Consider the following 21,772-nt stretch of genomic DNA (forward strand, 5'->3'; position numbering starts at 1 on the left):
ACTTCATGAGCTTCTTCAGTACCAGCAATATTCTGGTGCACATTCCGCTTGGCGCGGGCGGTTACGATCTGTCGTGGATCGAAGCCATCGGCACGCTGTTCGGGTTGCTGTGCATCTGGTACGCCAGCAAGGAAAAAATCATCAACTACCTGTTCGGCCTGATCAACGTCACGCTGTTCGCGATAATTTTCTTCCAGATCCAGCTGTACGCCAGCCTGCTGTTGCAGCTGTTCTTTTTCGGCGCCAACATTTACGGTTGGTATGCCTGGAGCCGCCAAACCCAGGATAATCAGGCTGAGCTGCAGATCCGCTGGCTGCCGTTGCCGAAAGCGTTGGCCTGGGCGGCGGTTTGCGTCATCGGCATTGGCCTGATGACCTTTAACATCGACCGCGTGTTCGCCTGGCTGACGCAGATCGCGGTAGCGGTGATGCAAGGGCTGGGGCTGAACGTGCAGATGCCTGAACTGCAGCCGGACGCGTTCCCGTTCTGGGATTCGGCGATGATGGTGCTCTCCATCGTGGCGATGATCCTGATGACGCGCAAGTACGTGGAAAACTGGCTGCTGTGGGTGGTTATCGACGTCATCAGCGTGGCGATCTTCGCTTACCAGGGGGTGTACGCGATGGCGCTGGAGTATGTCATTCTGACGCTGATCGCCCTGAACGGCTCCTGGCTGTGGATCAAGAGCGCCGGGCGTAACCGTTCCAACCCGCTCTCGTCCGCACCGTAGCAACAGCAGAGGGCGCCGTGGTGGCGCCCTCTTGGCTTAGTGACGATGTCCCAGATGGGAGTGCGCTTCGGCATGTGAGTGTTCACTCGGCTCCGGCGCCCGGTTGATACCGCAGTCCGGCGTCTCGCAGTGCCGGTACTCCATCTGAATGGTCACATGGCCAATCTTGTAGTGTTCCAACAGATAAGCCTGAATGCGTTGCAACAGCCCATCGTGGTCATGCGGCGGGATCACCTGCGCATGCAGCGTCATCAGCTTCTGTTCGCCGATCTGCCAGACATGCACGTGATGGATGTTGCGCACTTCCGGGATATTCAGGCACAGGTCTTTTTGCAGCTTGGCGATATCGACCTCCTGCGGCGTGCCTTCCAACAGCTCGTGGAAACTCTCCTTCAGCAGCCGCCAGGCGCTGCGTAGCACCAGACAGGAGACCAGCACCGACAGGATCGGGTCAATCGGCGTCCAGCCGGTGGCAAGAATGACGATGGCGGCGACGATGGCGCCCACCGAACCGAGCAGGTCGCCCAACACATGCAGCGCGGCGGCGCGCACGTTGATATTTTTCTCTTCGCTACCGCGATGCAGCAACCAGAAGGCGAACAGGTTCGCCAGCAGCCCCGCTACGGCGATGATCAGCATCGGGGTACCCATCACCGGCTGCGGTTCGAAGAAACGCCGTATCGCCTCCCACAGGATGAATACCACGATCACCAGCAGCGCTGCGGCGTTGAGGAAGGCCGCCAGGGTGGTGAGGCGCAGATAGCCGAAGGTGTGGCGCGCGTTGGGCTTGCGCTGGGAGAAGTGCACCGCCATCAGCGCCACCAGCAGCGCGGCGGCATCGGTCAACATATGGCCGGCGTCGGCCAACAGCGCCAGCGAGCCGGACAACAGGCCACCGACCACCTCGGCCACCATAAAGACGGCGGTGACTAAAAAAGCGGTCAGTAGGCGTTTACTATTACTGTCTTTCGGCAGGTGTACGTGTGGAGTGTCCGACATTATTCATCCTTATGCATAGCGAAAGAGGGGGCGGCGGCGAGCAGAGCGTCCAGCTCCGGTTCTATCTGCGCCACTAACGCCTTTAATTTAGTATAAGCGGCGGCGGCAAGCTCGCCCCGACGTGCGGTATCCACCAGCTGCTGGCACAGCTGCGCGGCTTCCGGCAGCTGCAGCATCAGCAGGCTGCCCTTGATGCGGTGCGCCGCCTGCTCCAGGCGCGGCCAGTCGCTCGCGGCGACGGCGTCCGCGAGCCGCTGCCGGTCTTGGCGCAGCGTATCGCCGAGCGTCTGCGCCAGCCGCTGCAGCATGGCGCGATCGCCACCTGCCATTTCGGCCAGCGTTTGTCGCAGGTCAGTAAGGACTGACTTTTCTTCCTGAGCCTGCGGTTGCTGAGCCAATACCTGGCCGATCGCCGCCAGTGAAATCGGTTTGGTCAGGAAGTGGTCGATCGCCACCAGCCCCGGCGGGATGCGGGTAAACTCCTGCACGTCTGCCGAGCAAAGCACGATGCGGCAAGGCGGGCGTTGCAGCCGCTGTTCGTCGCGGCGGATCAGTCTGGCCAGCGTCAGCCCGTCCGGGCGCGGCATGTTATAGTCGATAAACAGCAGATCGAACGGTTGCCGGCGCTGGGCCTTCAACAGCACATAGCCTTGTTCAAAGCGGGCGGGTTGCAGCCCGAAGTGGCGCAGCTGGCGTTCCAGCAGCAACAAATTGGTGGGGTGATCGTCGATCAGCGCGGTACGCAAGGCGGAAGACGGCAGAGCATAGGTGTGCTCCTCCTGGGCGACAGCCGGCGCCGCGCCGCTCAGCTCGACCGGTATCGCGACCTCGACGCGGGTGCCGACGCCCGGCTGCGAGTGCAGCCCGATGCGGCCGCCCATCTGTTCGACGATCTCTTTGCAGATAGACAGTCCCAAACCGGTGCCCTGCACCGAAATGCGTTGCGCGCCGCGCGCGCGGTAAAACGGTTGGAACAGCTTGCCTATCTCATCGGCGGCGATGCCGCAGCCGCTGTCGTTCACCGTTAATCGCAATTCCCCCTGCCGCTCATCTTGCGCGCGCCAGCCGATCTCGACCTGAATAGTGCCGCGCGGTGTAAACTTTATCGCGTTGTTTATCAGGTTGTTAGCCACTTGAAGTAAACGCTCACCATCAATAATCACCGCCTCAGGCAGCGCCGGATCCGCCAGCACGCTCAGCGTCAACGGGCGTTCGCCGATCAGCGGCCGGTAAAGGGCGTCGATGCGCGCTACCCAGAGGCGCAGCGCCACCGGTTTCGGCGCCAGCGTCAGCGAACCGGTTTCCAGCCGGGCGTGATCTTGCAGGTCGTTGAGCAGGTTGAGCAGCGAAGAGGCCGAGCTGTATATCACCGGCAGGCCTTCCGGCGCGGGTTGGCGTTTGAGCTCCAGCTCCAGCAGGCCGAGGATGGCGTGCATCGGCGTGCGCAGCTCGTGGCTGACGGTGGCGAGGAATTTGCTCTTCATGCGGTTTTCTGCTTCGGCGCGGCGGCGCGCGTGCTCGAGTTCTTCGCGTTCGCGTTTTTCACGGCGCTGCAGCATGAAACGGCGCAGCGTTAGCGCCAGCAGCAGCACGGTGGCGGCGGCCAGCAGCGCCAGCAGCCAGGTGGTCTGCGGCGGCATGCGGTTGTCATTCACCGCGTCGATAAGATTGCTGCGGTCGACGATCCACTCGTCGCGCAGCGATTGCAGGGTGTCCGCCGGGATCTGCATCAGATTCTTATCGAGGATCGCCAACAGAAGAGGTTGATCGCGGCGCACGCCGAAGGCCACCGGGTAGGGGATGTTGTTGGCGGCAAAGGCCAGCTTGATGGCGCCGGAATAGCGCGACAGCGCCAAAAAGTTGGCGGAGATGACGTTATCCACCAGCGCATCCAACTGGCCGTTGGCCAGCGCGTCGTACATCGACTTGCTGTCGGCGAAGCTGACGGTCTGCTCCTGTTCCGGCACCAGCCCCTGCGCCAAATCGCCCTGCAGCACGCCGATGCGCTTGCCGGCCAAATCGCTCCAGGTGGAAATTCCGTCGGCGTGCTGGCCGACGTAAACGCCCCACAGCGAGCGGTGGATCGGCATGCTGGCGCCGTAGCGCGCCTTGACGCCGCGCGCCAGCGGCAGGGCGGCGCGGAAGCTGGCCTGGCCGGCCTGCACCAGCTGATCGGCCTGCTCGGCGTTGCGCGCCCACAGCGGTGCGAAACGTAGCCCGGTGTTTTGCGCGATGATGTTGAGAATGTCGATGGCGTAGCCGCGCGGTTGGCCGTCAGAGCCGCGGTAGGCGAACGGGAAGTTGTTCTCGATGGCGGCGTAATAAACCACGCGGTGGCTCGCCACCCAATTCTTCTCCATCGTCGTCAGGTCGGCATTGCCGGTGTCGAGGTAGCTGGGGATCTTTTTGCTCCAGCGGCTCTGCAGGGCGTTCATCAGCTCCATCGGCGCGTCGGCGATGGCGGTGTCCAGCGTGTCTATCAGCCGTGAGTCGGCGGCGGCGAACACGAAGGACAGGTTGCCCAGGTTCTCGTTGCTTTCAATCTGATAGAGCTGGCCGAGCTGCAGCTGGTCGATGATAAAGCTGGCGCTGGCCTCGTCGGCGATAAAGTAGTCGCTGCTGCCGTTGAGCAACGAGTAGACCGCCTGCAGATTGTTGTCGTAGCGCTGGATCTGCGACGCCACGGCCTGCAGAGCGCCGCCGGACTGCATGTCGGTCAGCGCGCCGATCGCGACGCGGGCGTTGGCGGAGTTGAGCATCACCGGTCGATCGTTGCTGCGATCGCGCAATACGCGCAGGTTGCTGACGTAATAGGGCTGAGAGATCGCCAGGCCGTGCAGCGCCTCACTCTGCGGGATGCCGTACAGCAGATCGATCTTGCCGTCGTGCAGCGCCTGCTCCAGCTGGGTCAGATCGGCAAAGCCGTAAATGGCGAAGCGAATGCCGGTTACCTGCTGGATATAGCCGAGGTAGTCGGCGTTCAGCCCATACAGATCGTTGTCCACGATGATGTTGTACGGGCTAGTGTTCTCACTGATGATGCCGATGCGCAGCGTTCGGTCGCGCCAGGGATTTTTCTCGCCGACGATCAGCATGTTCTCGGGGGTATTCAGATTGCTGACCAGCTGATAGCGCACCGGCTCCGCCGCCTGCGCCAGACCGCACCACAGGATCAGCAGCAGCAGCGCGCGGCGCATCATGGCGCCAGCTCTTTAAACACCGCCACCAGCTCCAGCAGGTTGCCGGCGCCGGTTTTGCGCTGGATGTTCTTCTTGTGCGTGCTGACGGTCTTGTTGCTGATGTGCAGCCGATCGGCGATCTGCAGGTTGGACAGCCCCTGGCTCAGCAAGCCCAGCACTTCGAGCTCTTTGGGAGTGAGCAGCCCACCGTCCGCCGTCGGCGCTTCTTCGGCCAGCGCGGCGGCGGGGAAGTGGGTTTCACCGTCCAGCACCTGCTCGATCGCCTGTACCAGCTCTGCCAACGAGCTGCCTTTATTGACGAAACCGTTGGCCCCGGCGGCATGGGCCATGCGCGCATAGACCTCGGCCTCCTGCGCGGTATAGATCAGGATCGGCTGCTGCGGGTAGCGGCGGCGGATTTTTTTCAACAGCTGCAGCCCGTCGACCTGCGGCAGGCCGATATCCAGGATCACCAGGCCGAAAGCGGCCTCGGCCAGCAGGGCCAGCGCCTGGACGTCGTCCTGCGCCGCCTGCAGGCGGTAGGGGCGGGATGATTTCATTAGCGCCGCTTCCAGTGCGACATGAACCACCGGGTGGTCATCAACTAATAACAGAGAGGGCATGTTCAACTCGGGTCGCTTTATATTCCGATCGCTAGCATAGCGAAAAAGGAGGCTCTGCGCTCCCCTGATGAAACAGCACAATCTGCTGTTAATTTGGCGGTTCCAGCGGAGGGGGGCAAAGGTGATTTACAGCGCCATTCCCACAGGCTAGATTGTTGGGATCTACACCGTTACGCACTGCGAAATACCCCTCGATACCGAATGGAAAAGCTATGAATTACCAAAACGACGATTTACGCATTAATGATATTAAGGAACTCCTGCCGCCGGTGGCTTTGCTGGAGAAATTCCCGGCCACTGAACGCGCAGCAAAGACGGTGTCCCAGGCCCGCAGCGCAATTCACAATATCCTCCGCGGCAGCGACGATCGCCTGCTGGTGGTGATTGGCCCTTGCTCTATCCACGATACCCAAGCCGCCAAAGAGTACGCGGGGCGCCTGCTGGCGCTGCGTGAAGAACTGAAGGGCGAGCTGGAAGTGGTCATGCGCGTATACTTCGAAAAACCGCGCACCACCGTGGGCTGGAAAGGCCTGATCAACGATCCGCAGATGGACAACAGCTTCAACATCAACGACGGTCTGCGCCTGGCGCGCAAGCTGCTGGTGGAGATCAACGACAGCGGCCTGCCGGCCGCGGGCGAATTCCTCGACATGATCACGCCGCAGTACCTGGCGGATCTGATGAGCTGGGGCGCCATCGGCGCGCGCACCACGGAATCGCAGGTGCACCGCGAGCTGGCCTCCGGCCTCTCATGCCCGGTCGGCTTCAAGAACGGCACCGACGGCACCATCAAGGTGGCGATCGACGCCATCAACGCCGCCGGCGCGCCGCACTGTTTCCTGTCGGTAACCAAGTGGGGCCACTCGGCGATCGTTAACACCAGCGGCAACGGCGACTGTCACATTATTCTGCGCGGCGGCAAAGAGCCGAACTACAGCGCGGCGCACGTGAAGGACGTCAAAGCCGGCCTGAGCAAAGCCGGGCTGCCGGCGCAGGTGATGATCGATTTCAGCCATGCCAACAGCAGCAAACAGTTCAAAAAGCAGATGGACGTGAGCGCTGACGTTTGCGGGCAGATTAGCGGCGGTGAAAAAGCGATCATCGGCGTGATGATCGAAAGCCACCTGGTGGAAGGCAACCAGAACCTTGAAAGCGGCGAACCGCTGGTTTACGGCAAGAGCGTGACCGACGGCTGCATCGGCTGGCAGGACACCGAAACCGTGCTGCGCGATCTGGCGGCGGCGGTGAAAGCGCGCCGCGGATAATCGCTAAAATGACAAGGGCCTGGCAGCCGGGCCCTTGTTTTATCCTTGTCATTGCACCTCTATATATCCCACTCATTTAAGGCTTACAATTAATAGGCCAATGAAATCATTAAGCGACCTCCTTCGCATTATTCCTATTTAATAAAAGAATAATTGTCACTGCTCATGGCATTGTGCTTATATAAGACGCTTTTTTATTCCACAAACCCCGCATGACAAATAAGCGGGGAGTGGTATGACCTATTCCTTTCAGGACGAAAGAATTATGACAAGCAATACCTCGCAGCCGCTGGGGCTGCACCGGATTAAATTCCATGGGAAAGGCGGCGAGTACTTCGCTATTTGGTTAGTCAATGCATTATTGACCATCGTGACCCTGGGCATCTATTCCGCCTGGGCGACGGTGCGTCGTCGCCGCTATTTTTACGGCAACACGGAATTGGACGGCGATCGTTTCGATTACCATGCGCAGCCGCTGCAAATTCTGAAAGGGCGGCTGTTGGTGATCGGCGGTATCATCGTGTTTTACATCCTGCTGGCGGTGGCGCCGCTGCTGGGGCTGCTGGCCTTATTGGTGTTGCTTGCCCTGCTGCCATGGGTGGTGATTCGCAGCTGGCGCTACAATGCGATTATGTCGAGCTATCGCGGCGTGCGTTTTAATTATGTTTGCCGCACCGGGCGCGCTTATTGGGCGCTACTGTTCTGCCCGCTATTACTGATTATCGGGCTTTATGTCGGCTTAATCATTTTGCTCAGTATTGGCAGCAGCTTTGACAGCATTAACGCCATCGGCCTGATGCTGGTGTTGACGTTGCTGTTGGCCGTGCCGGCATTCGCCGCCGTCAACGGTATTATTAGCGCGCTGCAGCACGATCTGTACGTTAATAATCTGTTCTTCGGCCGCACGCCGTTTATTGCCGAACTGAAAAAGTCGGCCTTTATCAAATTTGCCTTGATCGGCCTGCTCATTTTCCTGCCGTTTATGTTGGCGGCGCTGGTGTGTATGGGGTCGTTCATGCTGTCGCTGTACCAAATGGTATTGATGGGCATACTGACGGATGAAACCGCCGACTTGCTGGTGTTGGAGAATATTGGCAGCCTGCTGCTGATGATGGTGGTGTTGCTGGTTGGCGCCTTGATTGCCGGTAGCTACCAGATTGTCGCCCAACGCAACTATCTGTTTAACCAGGCGACGCTGAACGGCAGCATCAAATTGCACTCTTCCATGCAGACCCTGCCGTATATGGGGCTGTTGATCACCAATACCCTGATCACGCTGTTCTCGCTCGGCTTTGCTGCGCCGGTGGCGGAAGTGCGTCACGCCCGTTATCTGGCGGAGTGCACGGCGGTTGAAGGCGATCTGGCATTGCTGGACATCGCGGCGCATCAGGAAACCGCCAACAGCGCGGTGGCTGAAGAAGCGGTGCAGGCGCTGGATCTGGGCGGCAGCTTCTGAGGCGCCGATGATCCTTGAGGGCGCCTATCAGTTGCCGGGGCGGGCCGCACGTGAGGCGGCCCGCCTGCTGGTGAACGAAAGCGGCGAGGGCGTGACGCTGCAGCGGCAGGATGAGCAACGTTACATCCCCTTGGCGGACATCACCGTCTCTGCGGCGCTGGGCAATATTCCGCTAACGCTGACCTTTAAGGACGGCGCGCGCTTTGTGCCGGACGACGACGCGGCGTTTCGCCGCTGGTTCTATCAGCGCCGTTCGCCGGGCTGGGTGCATCGCCTGGAACGCCACAAACGCGGCGTCGCTCTGGCGCTGCTGATGACGCTGCTGGCGGTCGTGGCCTACGTTTACGTCGTGCTGCCGTGGGCGAGCAGCGAGATCGCGATGCGCATCCCCACCTCGGTGGAACAGACGCTGGGCGAACACACGCAGACGTTTTTAAGCCAGAGCGGCTTCAAGCCTTCTGCACTCCCGGCCGAGCGGCAGCGGGCGTTGCAGCAGCTGTTCCGGCAGGTGATGCCGGCCGAAATGCGTGAGGCGCGTACGCCGCTGTCGTTGAAGCTGATGGCGGTGCCCGGTGCGCCGAACGCCTTTATGTTGCCGGACGGCACGCTGGTGCTCAGCGATAGTCTGGTCGCCCTGGCGAAAAACGACGATGGGCTGGCGGCAGTCATGTTGCATGAGATGGGGCACCACGCTCATCGCCACCCAATGCGCATGCTGGTGCGTTCGTCGCTGGTGGCGTTGACGCTGATGTGGATGACCGGTGACGTCAGCGGCATCGGCGATACGCTGCTGCAGTCTGCGTCCTTCGTGAATGAGATGCAGTTTTCCCGCGGGATGGAGCGCGAGGCGGATGCGTTCGCGATAGCGGAAATGCAGCGACAGGGGCGTTCGCTGGCGCAAATGGCAGCGATCTACCGCGCGTTGGCGCAGGCGCCTGAACGAGAACAGGCCGATGACTGGGCGCTGCCGGCCTGGCTCAGCACCCACCCGGCGATGCAGGAACGGCTGGACGCGGTGAACGGTGCGATGGCGCAGCAGTCGCCACAGTAATCAGTAATAAAAAAGCCCCCGGTTTTCACCGGGGGCTTTTTCGTTAACGGGCGAAATTACTTCGCTTTACCCTGGTTTGCCACGGCGGCCGCTTTTGCAGCGATCTCGTCGGCGTTACCCAGGTAGTAACGTTTGGTTGGCTTGAAGTTCTCGTCAAACTCATACACCAACGGCACGCCGGTTGGGATGTTCAGCTCGAGGATTTCGTCTTCGCTCAGGTTATCCAGGTATTTCACCAGCGCGCGCAGCGAGTTGCCGTGCGCCGCAACGATCACGCGCTCGCCGCTCTTGATGCGTGGCAGGATCTCTTCGTCCCAGTAAGGAATCACGCGATCGATGGTCAGCGCCAGGCTTTCGGTCAGCGGCAGCTCTTGCTCGGTCAGCGAGGCGTAGCGCGGATCGTGGCCAGGGTAGCGTTCGTCTTCTTTGGTCAGCTCAGGTGGGGTCACCGCGAAGCCGCGACGCCATTGTTTCACCTGCTCGTCGCCGTATTTTTCAGCGGTTTCCGCTTTGTTCAGACCCTGCAGCGCGCCGTAATGACGTTCGTTCAGCTTCCAGGATTTTTCGGTCGGCAACCAGGCCTGATCCAGCTCGTCGAGGATGTTCCACAGGGTGTGGATCGCGCGCTTCAGTACGGAGGTGTAAGCGAAGTCGAAAGTGAACCCTTCTTCTTTCAACAGCTTGCCTGCTGCTTTCGCTTCGGTACGGCCCTTGTCGGACAGATCGACATCATACCAACCGGTGAAGCGGTTTTCTTGGTTCCACTGGCTTTCGCCGTGACGCACCAGAACCAGCTTAGTTACAGCCATAGCTTAACTCCTTAATAATCTGACATTTCAATGATAACGAAAATCATTATATTGCCGCGGGCCGGGGCTCGGCAATCGATAGTGTCTAACCATAGCCAATTTCTTGCCGCAAAGTAAGGGCTGGCGAAAGGAAAAAGCTGAATCGTTCAGGCTGGCGCTGCGAGGGGGAAACGGCGCGCCGAAATCGCTTCGGGCGCGCCGTGGCGTGGGGCAAATCAGGCCGATTTTTTCAGGCAGCTGCTCATGAAGGTTTTACGCGCGTCGCCCTTCAGGTTCTTGGTCTTGGCGTCGGCGTTGCAGGTTTTCATTTTCTGCTGCTGCGGCGTCAGGGTTTTGCCCGTCGCGGCGGCGCCTTCAGATTTCAGACAGGTGCTCATAAAGGTGGAGCGATCCGCGCCTTTCAGCGACTTGGTGGATGCCTGTTGGTTGCAATCGGTCATGCGTTTCTGTTGGGCCGCCTGCGCCGGCGAAGGCGTTTTTGTCGCCGTCGTCGCGTCGGCCGCCATCAGATTGGTGCTCAGCATTAAGCCCGCCAGCAATGGAAGTGCAGTAATCAGACGCATAGGTGTTCCTTCAGCTATTGATTGGCCGCCATCGGCCGAAAATTGTGACGTTGCACAAGGCGTTGTGCTTATCACGGTAGCCTGAGTGTAGTGCGCGCTTTGGAATAAGGAAAGGTGGGCGCCGGCGGGGGAATAGCGCTAAAAGGTAAGCATTTATAACAAATCGCCCCCGGCCGCGTGGCGAGGGGCGTGGCGGGTCAGATAGGATAAAACTGATAATGCGTGGCGCTGCGGTAGCGGCTCCCCGGCTGCAGCCAACAGTCCGGCTGTGGCCATTCGGGATGGTGCGGGCTGTCCGGCAAAAACTCGCTTTCCAGCGCCACGCCGGCGTGGTTGGCATAGCTGCCGCCGTCGCGCGCCGGCGTGCCGGCCAGATAATTGCCGCTGTAGAGTTGCAGTGCGGGCGCGTCGGTGAACACGCTCATCTGCACTTGCCCGTCGGCGGACCATAAATGGGCCGCCGGGCACTCCAGCGCGCCGCAGGTGCGGTGCAGCAGAAAAGCGTGATCGTAGCCTTTTACCCGCTGCTGGTCGCGGTCGCGCAGAAAATCCTGCAGCAGCGTTTTCGGCTGGCGGAAATCCATGCCGCTGCCGTCCACCGGCGTCAGCCCGGCACAGGGAATGCCCTCGGCGTCGACGGGCAGATAGCGATCGGCGAACAGCTGCAGCCGCTGGGCGCGGGCGTCGGTGCCGGCACCGTCCAGATTGAAATAGGCGTGGTTGGTCAGGTTGACCGGGCAGGGGCGATCGACCTGTGCCAGATAGCTGATTTCCACGCGATTGTCGGCGGTCAGGCGGTAGCAGACCTGCACGTCGAGATTGCCCGGGAAACCCTGATCGCCCTCCGCCGAGTGCAGCGCATAGCAGACCTGCTGCGCATCGTGCTGTACCCGGCGCCAGCGGCGGGCATGGAAGCCGTCGGGGCCGCCGTGCAGCTGGTGGGCGCCCTGATTGGCGGCCAGCGCATGGGGTTTCCCGTCGATGGGCAGACTGGCGTTGGCGATGCGGTTGGCGTAACGGCCGACGGTGGCGCCCAGATAGGCGCCCTGACGTTGGTAGTCCGCCGGGCTGCGGCAACCTAGCAGCAGCTCGCGCCTTTCACCGGATTTAAGCGGCAAGACGGCGGACAGCCAGGTGGCGCCCCAGTCCATCAGCGTCACCGTCATGCCGCCGGCGTTTTGCAGCTGCGTCAGCTGATAAGGCTGACCATCGGGGGCGAGTGCCGCCGTTGCCGTCAGCATAGGCCGGCGCCTTGCGAAGCCTGGCAGACATAGAAGGTTTCCTGCAATCCGCCGGTTTGCCGCGGATACTCGTGCGCCACGGCGGCACGCACCGTCTCCACGAGATCTTGCGGCATCAGCGCGACGATACAGCCGCCAAAGCCGCCGCCGGTCATGCGCACGCCGCCGCGTGGGCCGATCGTCGCTTTGACGATCTCGACCAGCTTATCGATCGGCGGCACGGTGATTTCAAAGTCGTCGCGCATCGAGGCGTGCGACTCCGCCATCAGCCGGCCCATGTGCTGCAGATCGCCGGCCGCCAGCGCCTCGGCCGCTGCCAGCGTGCGGGCGTTCTCGCTGATCACATGGCGCGCGCGTTTGGCCACTAACGGATCGAGCTGGTGTTGACGCGCCTCAAACTGTTCGGGGCTGACGTCGCGCAGCGCCTTGACGCCGAAGAACCGCGCCGCTTCCTCGCACTGTTTGCGGCGGGTGTTGTATTCGCTGTCCACCAGCCCGCGTTGCACATTGGAGTTGACGATCACCACCGCGACGTTGTCCGGCATCGGTACCGCACGGGTTTCCAGCGAGCGGCAGTCGATCAGCAGAGCGCTGTCGCGCCGGCCGAGCGCGGAGATCAGCTGGTCCATGATACCGCAGTTGCAGCCGACGAATTGGTTCTCCGCCTCCTGGCCGTTCAGCGCCAGCGCTACGCCGTCCAGCGGCAGCTGATAGAGCGCCTGCAGCGCCTGGCCCACCGCCACTTCCAGTGCGGCGGAGGAGCTGAGCCCCGCCCCTTGCGGCACATTACCGGCGATCACCAGATCCGCGCCGCCGAAGTCGGCGCTGCGGCGCTGAAGGTGCTTCACCACGCCGCGCACATAGTCGGACCAGCGCTGATCGGGGTGGCTGACGATCGGATCGTCGAGCGAGAATTGATCCTGCTGATTCTGATAATCGGCGGCGAGGACGCGGATCTGGCGGTCGTCGCGCTTGGCGCAGGCGATGATGGTTTGATAATCGATGGCGCAGGGCAGTACGAAGCCGTCGTTGTAATCGGTATGCTCGCCGATCAGGTTCACCCGCCCCGGCGCCTGGATGGTCAACGCCGGCGCGTAACCGAAGTGTTCGGTAAACAGGGAATGGGTAAGCGGTTTCAGGCTCATGCTTGGGCTCCGGCTTCACGGTAATGAATATCGCTGACGGCGCGCAGACGCGCTGCGGCCTGTTCGGCGGTCAGGTCGCGCTGGGTTTCCGCCAGCATCTCGTAACCGACCATAAATTTGCGCACGCTGGCTGAACGCAGCAGCGGTGGGTAGAAATGGGCGTGCAGCTGCCAGTGCCGATTGTCGGCACCGTTGAACGGCGCACCGTGCCATCCCATCGAATAGGGGAAGGAGCACTGGAACAGGTTGTCGTAGCGGCTGGTCAGCTTCTTCAGCGCCAGCGCCAGATCTTGGCTTTGTGCCGCGCTGAGATCGGTAATGCGCTGCACCGCCGCTTTCGGCAGCAGCAGCGTTTCAAACGGCCAGGCGGCCCAGTAGGGCACCACCGCCAGCCAGTGTTCGGTGTTCACCACGATGCGTTCGCCGGCGGCCAGCTCGCGCTGTGCGTAGTCCAGCAGCAGCGGGGAGGCATGTTCCCGAAAATACTCGTGTTGCAGGCGATCTTCGCGCTCGGCCTCGTTCGGCAGAAAACTGTTGGCCCAGACCTGCCCGTGCGGGTGCGGGTTGGAGCAGCCCATCGCCGCGCCTTTGTTTTCGAACAGCTGTACCCAGGGGTACTGCCTGCCCAGCTCATCGGTTTGCGCCTGCCAGGCGGCGACCACCTGCTCCAGCGCCGGCAGCGTCAATTCGGGCAGGGTCTTGCTGTGATCGGGAGAGAAGCAGATCACCCGGCTGACGCCGCGCGCGCTCTGGCTGCGCATCAAAGGATCCTGGCTGTCGGGCGCCGGCGGCGTATCGCTCATCAGCGCGGCGAAATCGTTGGTGAAGACGTAAGTGCCGCGATAATCCGGATTGCGATCGCCGGTGACGCGCGCGTTGCCCGGGCACAGGAAACAGTCGGGATCGTGCGCCGGCAGCGTTTCCGTGGGGACGGCCTCTTGTTGGCCCTGCCAGGGGCGCTTGGCGCGGTGCGGTGAGACCAGCACCCATTGGCCGCTCAGCGGGTTATAGCGGCGGTGTGGATGATCGATAGGGTTAAATGCCGTCATACGGTTCCTTTCTTGGCGTCGACGAGGTGTAATCGCTTTCAGCCGCCGTCTTGATACGCCCGTTGCTGAAAAGGGAGAGTACATTGCGCAAAAAGATAGCATGCTCGCGGCGATAAAAAGGTGATCTAACGCGAAAAATGGAATCGTTTACACTTCATTGAAAAGCGCCGGATACGCGGAGATGAGCCGGTGGCTACGTGCTTGAGGGGATTGCGGTGAGCTGCCGGTGATAGCGTTTTCACCTGGTCAACCGGCAGAGAGAGGCTCTCTGCCGGCGTCAGCCGTCAGGGGTGCTGATACAGCGGGTAGGTGAAGAACAGCAGATGGGTGAGGTTAAGCCCGAAATGGAACAGAATCGGCACCCACAGGCGGCCGCTCCACATCCATGCCAGGCCGTAGATCACGCCGGCCAGCGTCGCGAAGATCACCATCAGCATGCCGCCGGCCAAATGCGCGGCGCCGAACACCAGGGCGGCGACGATCAGCGCCGGCCAGGCCCCCAGCCATTGGCTGAGGCGCTGTTGCAGGTAGCCGCGAAACAGCGCTTCTTCGGCCATGCAGACGAAGAACAGGTTCGCCATCACGAACGGCAGGATCCAGGCGGGCGCATGCAGTTCGATTTTTAAACCGCCCAGCGCCACGGCCAGCAGCAACAGCGCCGGTACGCTGATGATCAATGCAATCCAGGAACCTGAGGCGACGCTTTTTTCCGCTTTATCGGTTCTGAACAGCGTGGGCAAGCAGGCGAACAGCAGGAAGGGCACCATCGCCTTGTCGAAGTTGTAATACATGGTGAACGGCGCGCTGAGCGGGCCGGCTTTGTCGCCGTCGATCATCAGCTGGTTGTGGATGCCCGGCACCAGATGCAAGAACAGCGCGATGCAGCCGGCGACCACCAAGCCTTCGAACGCGATCGCCAGATTACGCTGCTCGCGAAAATGGTGACGCAGCCCCGCCAACGCTACGATCGCCAGCAGATAACTCAGGCTGAGTGGCGTCAGTACCCCATGATAAAGCCCCATGCCCGCCGAGGCGGCCAGGATCACCCAGGCTATCAGCCGGTTAAACGGCAAGAAAAATAACGAAGCAGCCAGTACGCCCCACATAATATGTCCCTTTAAAATATGTACACGGCGCTCAGCGCCTTTGCGGCGTGCGATGATGGCGAAATTGAGCGCTAAAGCGGATAGTAGCACACCCAAATGACGCTAAAGGTCGGGGCAGTGACGGATTTGTGCATGATGCCGGCCCACACGACCGGCGACAACGCGGGTCAGCCTTTCATCCAGGCCTGCGAGCGGGTGATTTCGGCCAGGTTTTGCAGGGTGTCCAGGCTCTGCTGGTGGATCTCCTGCGTGGGGGCCGCGCACAGGTCGTGCAGCACGGTCACCTGAAAGCCGGCGTCGTGCGCCTGACGCGCGGTGCTCTCGATGGCGAGCGGCGTGCTGACGCCCGCCAGCAGCAGATGATGGCACCGATGCTGCCGCAGCCAGGCTAACAAATTGTTACCGGAGAAGGCGCTTACCGCCGTTTTTTCAAACAGCAGATCGGTCTCTTCCTGATGCAGTTCGGGCATCCAGCGGCAGCCCGGGCTGTTAAGCCGCAGCGCGCCTATCTGTTTCAAATGGTTGAACAGCGGCGAGTGGGGGGGAATATCATGATAATCGTCGGCGAATCCCACCCGCACCCAAATCACCGGGATTTTTCGCACCCGGGCGTAGGCCGCGGCGGCATTGACGTTGGCGAGCAGGTGGGTCGCCACCACCTGTTCGCGGCAGTGGTTGGCGCGCCCTTTGGGCCCGATCAGATCCTCGATCAGGTCGATAATAATCAACGCAGCGGACATGGCGTCTCCAGAAAATGGCCTTCTTTCTTTCTATGATAAAAGGCCAAATGTGATGTGCTGCGGTGAAGTGTTGCCGGATATGTTTACGCCGCGCTTCAGGCGGAGGCCGCCTCCAGCCGTTGCCGTTGGTAGCCGTAGCCGCCCTCGCCGTCGGGCACGAAGCTGAGGCGGTGAGTGATGCACTGCGGCGCGTCTTCGGCATGGTGCGAGACGAACAGCAGCTGGGTGGCGCCCTGGCCGATCAGCACGTCGATGAAGCGACGCACCAGCTGGCGATTGAGCGGATCCAGCCCTTGCAGCGGCTCGTCGAGGATCAGCAGCGCCGGATGTTTCACCAGCGCGCGGGCGATCAGCGCCAGCCGCTGTTGGCCCCAGGAAAGGCTGTGGAACGGGGCATCGCCGCGCGCGCCGTCGAGTCCGAGCAGCGCCAGCCATTGTTCGGTCAGCTGCCGCTGACGATCCGAGACCGCCTGATAAATGCCGATCGAATCGAAGAACCCCGACAGCACCACGTTGCGCACGCTGGTGTTGACGCGATAGTCCAGATGCAGGCTGCTGCTGACGTAGCCGATATGGCGCTTGATCTCCCAGATGGTTTCCCCGCTGCCACGGCGGCGGCCGAACAGCGTCAGATCGTTGCTGTAGCCCTGCGGATGATCGCCGGTGATCAAACTGAGCAGCGTGGATTTGCCGGCGCCGTTCGGGCCGACGATCTGCCAATGTTCGCCGGGGTTAACCTGCCAGTCGAGATGATTGAGGATCGGCCGATCGTTATAGCTGACCACGCCGTCGCGCAGGACGATCAGCGGCCGATCCGCCGGCAGCGTCACCTTTTGCGTCGGATCCTCGGTCTCCGGCAGCGCCAGCCCGCTGAGGTTTTCGCTGTGCGCCAGCTGCGCCACCAGCGCGTCCGCCATCACCTGGCGGCGCGGCCCGCGGCTGGTCAGGGTGCAGTCCGCCAGCACGCCCACCTGCCGGACAAAATCCGGTATTTCGTCGAACCGGTTGAGCACCAGCACCACGGTTTGGCCCTGGGCGGAAAGCTCGCTCAGCAATGCGGCGAGCTGCGCGCGCGAGTGAACGTCCAGCCCGTCGAAGGGCTCGTCGAGGATCAGCAGGTCAGGCTCGGGCATCAGCGCCCGGCATAGCAGAGTTTTACGCGTTTCGCCGGTGGAGAGGTATTTGAAGCGGCGCGTCAGCAGGGCGGTGATGCCGAACTGCGCGGCCAGCCGCTCACAGCGCGCGGCGTCTTTCACCTCTTCCTGAATGATTTCCGCTGCGGTGCGGCCGGTGTCGTCCTCGTCCGCGCTGAGCAGATCGGTGTTGTTGCGTTGCCACTCGTCGCTGACCATTTTTTGCAGCTGTTCGAAGGAGATGCGCACCGCGTGCTGAAAATCGCTGCGGCGTTCCCCGCTCAGCAGAACCAGTTCGTCCGCCAGCGCGCGCGCCAGGGCAGATTTGCCGCTGCCGTTGGCGCCGACGAAGGCCCAGCTGTCGCCGGCCTGGATTTCCAGCGCGTCCAGCGTCAGGGTGCGGGTATCGCTTAAGCGGAATGAACCTTGCGAAATGTGCAACGACGACATCACCTGTTCCTTTTTTTGCAATTATTTGCCTTAGAAATAGGCGCATTGCAGGGGGATGTCAATCAACAAAAACGCAACGTCACGTTGCGCTTAACACAACGTGGCGACAATCACGCGATCGGCGTTGAACAGGGCGTGTACGGCGGCACCGACGCTCAGCTGCAGACGCTGCAACTCCGCCGTCGCTAGGGTGGCGCACAGGGTTTCGCCGCCCGCCAGCGTCACCAGCACCTCGCTGTGTTCAGCGCCTGGCTGAATGCCGGCCACCACGCCCGCCAGCGCGTTATCTGCGCCGGTATGCTCCGCCGTATCGACGCTTAACCGCACCCAGGGCGCCTTGATCAGCGCCAGCACCTCTTTACCCGGCGTCAGCTGCAGCCGGTCGGCGCTTTGTTGGGTGACGGCCGCCATCAGGCGAGTGGTGCCGTCGTTCAACAAAATCGCCAGGTGCTGCTGCACCTGCTGATGATCGCGTTCGATGACGGTGCCGAAGAACTGATTGCGCGCGCTGGTTTGCAGCGAGAAGCGCGAGATGGCCGCCAGCAGGCTGTCGAGCGGCAGATCGTCCTGCTGCAACACGTCGAAAGCTTTTTGCTGCACCTGGCCCAGCAGGTCATACAGCTGGATCAACCGCTGGCCATAGTGCGTCAGCTGCGCGCCGCCGCCGCCTTTACCGCCGGTGGCGCGTTCCACCACCGTTTGTTCCGCCAGCTGGTTCATTTCATTGATGGCGTCCCAGGCGCTTTTATAGCTGATGCCCGCCAGTTTGGCGCCCTGGCTGATGGAGCCGGTGTGCTGCACCTGTTTCAGCAGCGCGATGCGGCGCGGATCGGCGAACAGCTTTTGCTGGAGTTTGAGAGTCAGAAGAATTTCGGCCTGCATAGCGCATCCTGTCGGCGGCAAAAATCTTATTGTCGCCGATTTGGCGGCAAAGCGCCAAACGCAGTGCGGTGGAGCGCGGGGCAATAAAGACTGGCATTGCCTTGTTGTTATAATATAACATAACAGAAAAACGATAAGGCTTTACGCCGGCTTACGGCCGGTTTTTATTTCACCACAGGGATGCTCCACATGAGTACGACACGCCGGCGTCTTGTCACGCCCAGAAAATCTTTATGCCTTGCCGCTTGGGTCGGCGGCGCACTGACGGCGCCGCTGGCTTTCGCGGCCGACTGCGATAAAGCCCGCAATGCCACGGGGTGCGAAGAACAGCTCACCGTGGAGGCGGCGGCCCCCGCCGGGCGCTACGATGCGTTGAGCGCCGTGAGCCGCAGCGCTTCGCAGCTCGGGCTGACCGCTCGGGAGACGCCGCGCAGCGTCGATATCATCAGCGCAAGAGCGATCCAACAGCGGGGCGACCGCTCGCTGGCCGCCGCCGTCGAGCACGCCACCGGTCTGTCCGGCGTCGCTTCGCCAACGTTGTCCAACAACTTTTCCGCGCGCGGTTTCCGGCCTATCGCCTGGTTGTATAACGGCGTGGAGATGCCCGGCAGCACGCTGCAGCTGGGCGATCCGGCGCATTACGACAGCATCGAGGTACTGCGCGGGCCGGGATCGGCCTTGAACGGCCTGAGCGCCGCGGGCGGCAGCGTCAACCTGATCTCGCGGCGGCCGACCTTCAGCCGCCAGCCGCTCGAGCTCGATTATGGCTTCGGCAGTTACCGCAGTCAGCGTCTGCATCTGGGGGCCGGCGGCGCGCTGGTGGACGATGCGGTGGCGTACCGGTTGGACGTCAGCGGCAACGACAGCGGCAGCAACGTGCAGTATGAACGCGATCGGCAGAAGCGGGTTTCCGGCTCGCTGCTGTTTAAGCTGACGGACGATGCGCTGTTGACGCTGAGCCTGGACCGCATGCTCAATCGCACCAACAACCCTTACTACGGCACGCCGCTGCTGGACGGGCGCATTGCCGGCGAGCTGCGCGACATCAATTACAACAACCTGACCGACAGCCGCATCCAGAGCAACGCCACCGCATTTCAGGCCAGCCTGGACTGGTTTATGACGCCCGAAGTGGAATGGCATAACCAATTCTATTACTACAGCGGCTTTCGCGAATGGCGCAACGTCGAGCGCTTCCGCGTCGCGGCGGCGGCCCGGCCCGGCGACGTCAACCGCGACTCCTTCGGCGCCCTGGCGCACGACGACGATCTGATCGGCAACCGCAGTTCGCTGGTATTCGACCGCGCCATCGCCGGTTTTGATAACCGGTTGCTGGTCGGCCTCGATCTGAGCAAGCGGCATTTTCAGTATTATTCCAACGGTTTCCCCGGCTCGGAAGACGTACCGCTTGGCGCGCCGCCCAGAGAGCCGTTCGCCCAGGGTACCGACCGCCAACGCGCGCCGGTGCGCCACGTTACCCAGAACCAGTACGCCGCCTTTCTCGAGGATCGCTTCAGCCTGACCGAGCGTTTAGCGTTGCTGGGCCAGCTGCGCTACAACCATATGAACATGGACTGGCGCTTCCAGGGGCCGCAGGAAGAGAGCCGCGCGCACACCTACGTTTTCAGCACCTGGAGCCTGGGCCCCAGCTATGCATTGACCGACAACCTCACGCTCTACGCCAACTACACCACCGGCCAGGAGCCGGGCAACGATCTGTTCTTCCTCAGCCCAACGCAGACCGATCTGCCGCTGACGCGAGCGCGCCAGTGGGAGGCCGGCGCCAAAGGGCAGTTCTGGGGGAACAAGGGCGAGGCGACGCTGGCGCTGTACGAACTGCGCAAGGACAACCTGTTTGTGCCCGACGCGCAGCGGCCGGATGCGTTGAACGCGGTAGGCAGGCAGACGTCGCGCGGCATTGAGCTTGGCGTGGTGCTGCGTCCCGACGAACGCTGGGAGCTGGCCGGCAACGCCGCCTACACGCATGCCCGCTACGACGACTATCGCGGCGGTAGCCCGCTGCGCAGCTACAACGGCAATCGCCCGGCCTATATCCCGGACTGGACCGCCAACCTCAGCGTGCATTATCAGGCGACGGAACGCCTGGGGCTGGCTTCTTCACTGCGCTACGTCGGCAGCAGTTACAACGACGACGCCAACCGGCGCAAGATGCGCGCGTACACCACGCTCGATCTGGCGGCGGATTATCAGCTGACGCCGATCGTCGATGTCGGTTTTCGCATTCGCAACGCCACCAACCAGCTGTACGCCTATCAGCGTACTTACCCGGACCAGGCGCTGATCGCGCCGCCGCGCAGCTATGAAACCTTCGTGTCGGTCAGGTTCTGACGGCGTGAAAGGCTGGCTTGCCCTGCTGTTGTGCGCCCTGGGATTGGGCGGCAGCGCGCCGCTGCGTGCCGATGCCGTCAGCCTGCAAAATTGCGGGGTAACGCGCGATTACCCGCAGCCGCCGCAGCGGGTGCTGGTTTACGCCAACCCGGCGCTGGAAAACCTGCTGGCGCTGGGGCTGGCTGGCCGCGCGATCGGCGTGGTCGGGTATGACCGCACGCGCGATCCCGTGCCAACGGCGTCGGCCGAGACATTGCAGGCGCCCACCAGCCCGGCGGCGCCCACGGCGGAAGCGTTGCTGCTGATGCGGCCGGATTTTGTCTATTCGGCCAGCTATTACTGGCTGCACAGCCCGGAAACGCCCGATCGGGCGCGGCTGGCAGAATGGGGCATCGGCACTTATCTCTCTCCCGGCGCCTGCAGCGGCCAGCAAAGCGCGATCGCCGCCGCGCTGACATTCGAAGACATTTTCACCGAGCTGCGGGAGCTGGCGCGCATTTTCAACGTCAGCCGCGCCGGTGAAGCGCTGATCGCGCGGCTGCGCGGGCAGCTGAGGGCGTTTGAGGCGCAGCGCGCGCCGCTGCCGCATTTACGTCTGCTGTGGTGGTATGCCGGCGCGCAAACGCCCTACGTGGCGGGCTGCTGCGGCGCGCCAGGTTTGCTGAGCTGCAGCGTCGGCAGCGAGAACCTGTTCGGCGATCGGCCCGAGCTGTGGCCGACGGTGTCCTGGGAGGTTATCGCCGCCCGCGATCCGGATGCGATCGTGCTTGGCGATCTGCCGCGCGGCGGCCTCGGCGACAGCGCGGCCGATAAGATCGCCTTTCTGGAACATCACCCGCTGACCGCGACGCTACGCGCCGTGCGTCAGCGGCGCTACGTGATCCTCCCCGGTTACGACATGGACCCTTCCGCCCGCACCGTGGCGGCGCTGGGCCGTTTGATTCGGGGCCTGGCGGCCTTGCCGCCGCAGGCGCCGACTTTTTCCAACAAGGAACCTTGAT

General features: G+C 62.1%; 18 protein-coding genes. 6 read left to right on the forward strand and 12 right to left on the reverse strand.

Translation table 11 applies throughout. The features are described 5' to 3' along the window. Positions 1 to 5 precede the first annotated feature (5 nt). Complete coding sequence (gene pnuC, locus ACJ8QI_RS02200) at positions 6 to 731, forward strand: nicotinamide riboside transporter PnuC (RefSeq protein WP_442532005.1); 726 nt, start codon at positions 6 to 8, stop codon at positions 729 to 731. Between the two features lie 36 nt (positions 732 to 767). On the opposite strand, the gene zitB is transcribed toward pnuC, so the two are convergent. Genes zitB through ACJ8QI_RS02215 form a run of 3 tightly spaced genes read right to left on the reverse strand, consistent with a single transcriptional unit; the run spans position 768 to position 5,532 of the window. Continuing rightward, positions 768 to 1,730, reverse strand: coding sequence for a CDF family zinc transporter ZitB (gene zitB, locus ACJ8QI_RS02205; RefSeq protein ID WP_033637476.1), 963 nt, complete (start codon positions 1,728 to 1,730; stop codon positions 768 to 770). After that, positions 1,730 to 4,930 (reverse strand): ATP-binding protein, encoded by a 3,201-nt coding sequence (locus ACJ8QI_RS02210; protein WP_442532006.1) that lies wholly within the window; start codon positions 4,928 to 4,930, stop codon positions 1,730 to 1,732. The genes zitB and ACJ8QI_RS02210 overlap by 1 nt, the downstream gene beginning before the upstream one ends. Then, positions 4,927 to 5,532, reverse strand: coding sequence for a response regulator (locus tag ACJ8QI_RS02215; RefSeq protein WP_038877570.1), 606 nt, complete (start codon positions 5,530 to 5,532; stop codon positions 4,927 to 4,929). The genes ACJ8QI_RS02210 and ACJ8QI_RS02215 overlap by 4 nt, the downstream gene beginning before the upstream one ends. Before the next feature lie 212 nt (positions 5,533 to 5,744). Here ACJ8QI_RS02215 and aroG point away from each other — a divergent pair, with 212 nt between their 5' ends. The 3 genes from aroG (at position 5,745) to ACJ8QI_RS02230 (ending at position 9,304) form a co-directional block, all read left to right on the forward strand. Then, a complete protein-coding gene (gene aroG / locus ACJ8QI_RS02220; protein ID WP_047568857.1) occupies positions 5,745 to 6,797 on the forward strand; it encodes a 3-deoxy-7-phosphoheptulonate synthase AroG in 1,053 nt (350 codons plus the stop codon). 265 nt (positions 6,798 to 7,062) lie between these two features. Then, positions 7,063 to 8,253, forward strand: coding sequence for a YjgN family protein (locus ACJ8QI_RS02225; RefSeq protein ID WP_060440731.1), 1,191 nt, complete (start codon positions 7,063 to 7,065; stop codon positions 8,251 to 8,253). Positions 8,254 to 8,260: 7 nt separating this feature from the next. Then, positions 8,261 to 9,304, forward strand: a complete 1,044-nt coding sequence (locus ACJ8QI_RS02230) for a M48 family metallopeptidase (RefSeq protein WP_442532007.1) — start codon at positions 8,261 to 8,263, stop codon at positions 9,302 to 9,304. Between the two features lie 56 nt (positions 9,305 to 9,360). Here the strand turns inward: ACJ8QI_RS02230 and gpmA are convergent, their stop codons facing one another. The 9 genes from gpmA to modE form a co-directional block, all read right to left on the reverse strand. Continuing rightward, a complete protein-coding gene (gene gpmA, locus ACJ8QI_RS02235) occupies positions 9,361 to 10,113 on the reverse strand; it encodes a 2,3-diphosphoglycerate-dependent phosphoglycerate mutase (RefSeq protein WP_004939834.1) in 753 nt (250 codons plus the stop codon). 215 nt (positions 10,114 to 10,328) lie between these two features. Next, positions 10,329 to 10,676, reverse strand: a complete 348-nt coding sequence (locus ACJ8QI_RS02240) for a PsiF family protein (RefSeq protein WP_048232954.1) — start codon at positions 10,674 to 10,676, stop codon at positions 10,329 to 10,331. Positions 10,677 to 10,873: 197 nt separating this feature from the next. After that, entirely contained in the window at positions 10,874 to 11,917 is a 1,044-nt protein-coding gene (galM, locus tag ACJ8QI_RS02245) for a galactose-1-epimerase (RefSeq protein WP_442532008.1), read from the reverse strand. Next, positions 11,911 to 13,062 carry a galactokinase gene (gene galK, locus ACJ8QI_RS02250; protein ID WP_442532009.1) on the reverse strand — a complete coding sequence of 384 codons (1,152 nt, stop codon included), beginning with the start codon at positions 13,060 to 13,062 and terminating at the stop codon, positions 11,911 to 11,913. The genes galM and galK overlap by 7 nt, the downstream gene beginning before the upstream one ends. Further along, on the reverse strand, positions 13,059 to 14,111 hold the full coding sequence (gene galT, locus ACJ8QI_RS02255) for a galactose-1-phosphate uridylyltransferase (protein ID WP_070914095.1): 1,053 nt from the start codon (positions 14,109 to 14,111) through the stop codon (positions 13,059 to 13,061). The genes galK and galT overlap by 4 nt, the downstream gene beginning before the upstream one ends. Before the next feature lie 284 nt (positions 14,112 to 14,395). Then, complete coding sequence (locus ACJ8QI_RS02260; RefSeq protein WP_060440498.1) at positions 14,396 to 15,217, reverse strand: CPBP family intramembrane glutamic endopeptidase; 822 nt, start codon at positions 15,215 to 15,217, stop codon at positions 14,396 to 14,398. 167 nt (positions 15,218 to 15,384) lie between these two features. Continuing rightward, entirely contained in the window at positions 15,385 to 15,957 is a 573-nt protein-coding gene (locus ACJ8QI_RS02265) for a cysteine hydrolase family protein (RefSeq protein WP_060423670.1), read from the reverse strand. A 95-nt stretch (positions 15,958 to 16,052) separates the two neighbouring features. Continuing rightward, complete coding sequence (modF, locus tag ACJ8QI_RS02270) at positions 16,053 to 17,540, reverse strand: molybdate ABC transporter ATP-binding protein ModF (RefSeq protein WP_060423726.1); 1,488 nt, start codon at positions 17,538 to 17,540, stop codon at positions 16,053 to 16,055. 90 nt (positions 17,541 to 17,630) lie between these two features. Next, positions 17,631 to 18,422, reverse strand: coding sequence for a molybdenum-dependent transcriptional regulator (gene modE / locus ACJ8QI_RS02275; RefSeq protein WP_070914092.1), 792 nt, complete (start codon positions 18,420 to 18,422; stop codon positions 17,631 to 17,633). Between the two features lie 189 nt (positions 18,423 to 18,611). Between modE and ACJ8QI_RS02280 the strand changes: the two genes are divergently transcribed. Both ACJ8QI_RS02280 and ACJ8QI_RS02285 read left to right on the forward strand, forming a co-directional pair. Further along, positions 18,612 to 20,771, forward strand: coding sequence for a TonB-dependent siderophore receptor (locus ACJ8QI_RS02280; protein WP_060440497.1), 2,160 nt, complete (start codon positions 18,612 to 18,614; stop codon positions 20,769 to 20,771). Between the two features lie 4 nt (positions 20,772 to 20,775). After that, positions 20,776 to 21,771 (forward strand): ABC transporter substrate-binding protein, encoded by a 996-nt coding sequence (locus ACJ8QI_RS02285; protein ID WP_442532010.1) that lies wholly within the window; start codon positions 20,776 to 20,778, stop codon positions 21,769 to 21,771. Position 21,772 lies beyond the last annotated feature (1 nt).

The organism is Serratia sp. CY84636 (genome assembly GCF_052166245.1).
GTDB classification, from domain to species: domain Bacteria; phylum Pseudomonadota; class Gammaproteobacteria; order Enterobacterales; family Enterobacteriaceae; genus Serratia; species Serratia nevei.